This window comes from Bradyrhizobium sp. PRIMUS42 (assembly GCF_023006515.1).
GTDB lineage: Bacteria > Pseudomonadota > Alphaproteobacteria > Rhizobiales > Xanthobacteraceae > Bradyrhizobium.
In genome coordinates, this window is sequence record NZ_JALBGZ010000947.1 from 1 (window position 1) to 2,008 (window position 2,008).

Annotated in this window: 2 protein-coding genes; both read left to right on the forward strand. The window is 65.3% G+C overall.

What is annotated here, in order from left to right; all coding sequences use genetic code 11:
- The coding region (locus MOV75_RS36070) for a beta-ketoacyl-ACP synthase II (RefSeq protein WP_247007751.1) at positions 1 to 724 on the forward strand (724 nt) is incomplete at its 5' end.
- A 125-nt stretch (positions 725 to 849) separates the two neighbouring features.
- Positions 850 to 2,008: endolytic transglycosylase MltG (gene mltG, locus MOV75_RS36075; protein ID WP_247007752.1), on the forward strand; the 1,159-nt coding region annotated here is incomplete at its 3' end.

Consider the following 2,008-nt stretch of genomic DNA (forward strand, 5'->3'; position numbering starts at 1 on the left):
GCGCCTGATCGCGCTGGGCGATGCCGACGTGATGGTCGCAGGCGGCGCCGAGTCGCCGATCAGCCGGATCGGCATTGCCGGCTTCAACGCCGCGCGCGCGCTCTCGACCGGTTTCAACGAGACCCCGGAAAAGGCCTCGCGTCCTTACGACAAGGACCGTGATGGCTTCGTGATGGGCGAGGGCGCCGGCGTCCTGGTGCTGGAAGAGCTCGAGCATGCCAGGCGCCGTGGCGCGAAGATCTATGCCGAGGTGATCGGCTACGGAATGTCGGGCGATGCCTATCACATCACCTCGCCGTCGCCCGATGGCGATGGCGGCTTCCGCAGCATGTCGGCGGCGCTCAAGCGCGCGGGCCTCACGGCGTCCGATCTCGACTACATCAACGCGCACGGCACCTCGACGCCGCTCGGCGACGAGATCGAGCTCGGTGCGGTCGAGCGTCTGCTCGGCAATGCCGCCTCCAAGGTTGCGATGTCCTCGACCAAGTCGTCGACAGGGCATCTCCTCGGCGCCGCCGGTGCGATCGAAGCGATCTTCGCCATTCTCGCGATTCGCGATAATGTCGTGCCGCCGACGATCAACCTCGACAATCCGTCGGTGGAGACTGCGATTGATCTCGTGCCGCACAAGGCGAAGAAGCGTGAGGTCAATGTCGCCTTGTCGAACTCTTTTGGTTTTGGCGGTACCAATGCGTCGGTGATCGTCCGGCGTTTGGCCAGTTAGTTTGCGTTTGAGACGAATCCACCGTTTTGCCGTATTCGGCGATAGTCATAGAAGTGGGCGCGTGCATTTGGCAGGGCAAGCGATTGTCAGGTCGCGATTGAACCGGCAGGATTCAGGTTGTTTCGATGAGTGAAAGGCCGCCCATTTCGCCCCGGAGTCCGCGGGCAGCGCTCGAGCCCGAGCAACTCCCGCCGCCGCCGAGGCGATCGGAGCGTGCGCGCAATCCTTTCGTGGTCGTCGGCAACGCCATCATCACCCTTCTGCTGATCGCCATGCTCGGCGCCGGCGGCGTGTATTATTACGGCCGGCAGGTGCTCGAGGCGCCCGGACCGCTGAAGGACGACAAGATCGTCAACATCCCGCAGCGCGCAGGCAAGCGTGACATCGCCGAGACGCTGAACCGGGAAGGCGTCACCGACATCAATCCCTGGGTGTTCATCGCCAGCGTCGCCGCGTTGAAGGCGAGCTCGGACCTCAAGCCGGGTGAGTATTCGTTCCAGAAGAACGCATCCTTGCGCGACGTCATCGCCACCATCGTCGAGGGCAAGGTGGTGCAGCACGCGGTCACGATTCCGGAGGGCCTGACCTCCGAGCAGATCGTGGCGCGCCTGTCCGACAACGACATCTTCACCGGCAGCGTCCGCGAGTTGCCGCGCGAGGGCACGCTGCTGCCGGAGACCTACAAGTTCCCGCGCGGCACCCCGCGCGATCAGGTGGTCCAGCGCATGCAGCAGGCGCACAAGCGCGTGCTCACCGAGATCTGGGAGCGCCGCAATCAGGATATTCCGGTCAAGACGCCGGAGCAGCTGGTGACGCTGGCCTCGATCGTCGAAAAAGAGACCGGCAAGCCCGACGAGCGCAGCCGCGTTGCCGCGGTGTTCGTCAACCGCCTGAAGCAGCGCATCAAGCTGCAGTCCGATCCGACCATCATCTACGGCCTCGTCGGCGGCAAGGGCACGCTGGGCCGGCCGATCAAGCGCAGCGAGATCACGCAGCCTTCGCCGTACAATACCTATGTGATCGAGGGCCTGCCGCCCGGCCCGATCTCCAACCCGGGCCGCGCTTCGCTGGAGGCCGCCGCCAATCCGGCCCGCACCCGCGACCTCTATTTCGTCGCCGACGGCACCGGCGGGCATGCCTTCACCGAGACCTACGACGCGCATCAGAAGAACGTCGCCAAGCTGCGCGCGATGGAAAAGCAGATCCAGAATGACACGGTGGAGCCGGCCGAGGATGCGCCGCCGCCCGCTGCTGCCGCGCCCGGGCCTGCCGATACGCCGACAG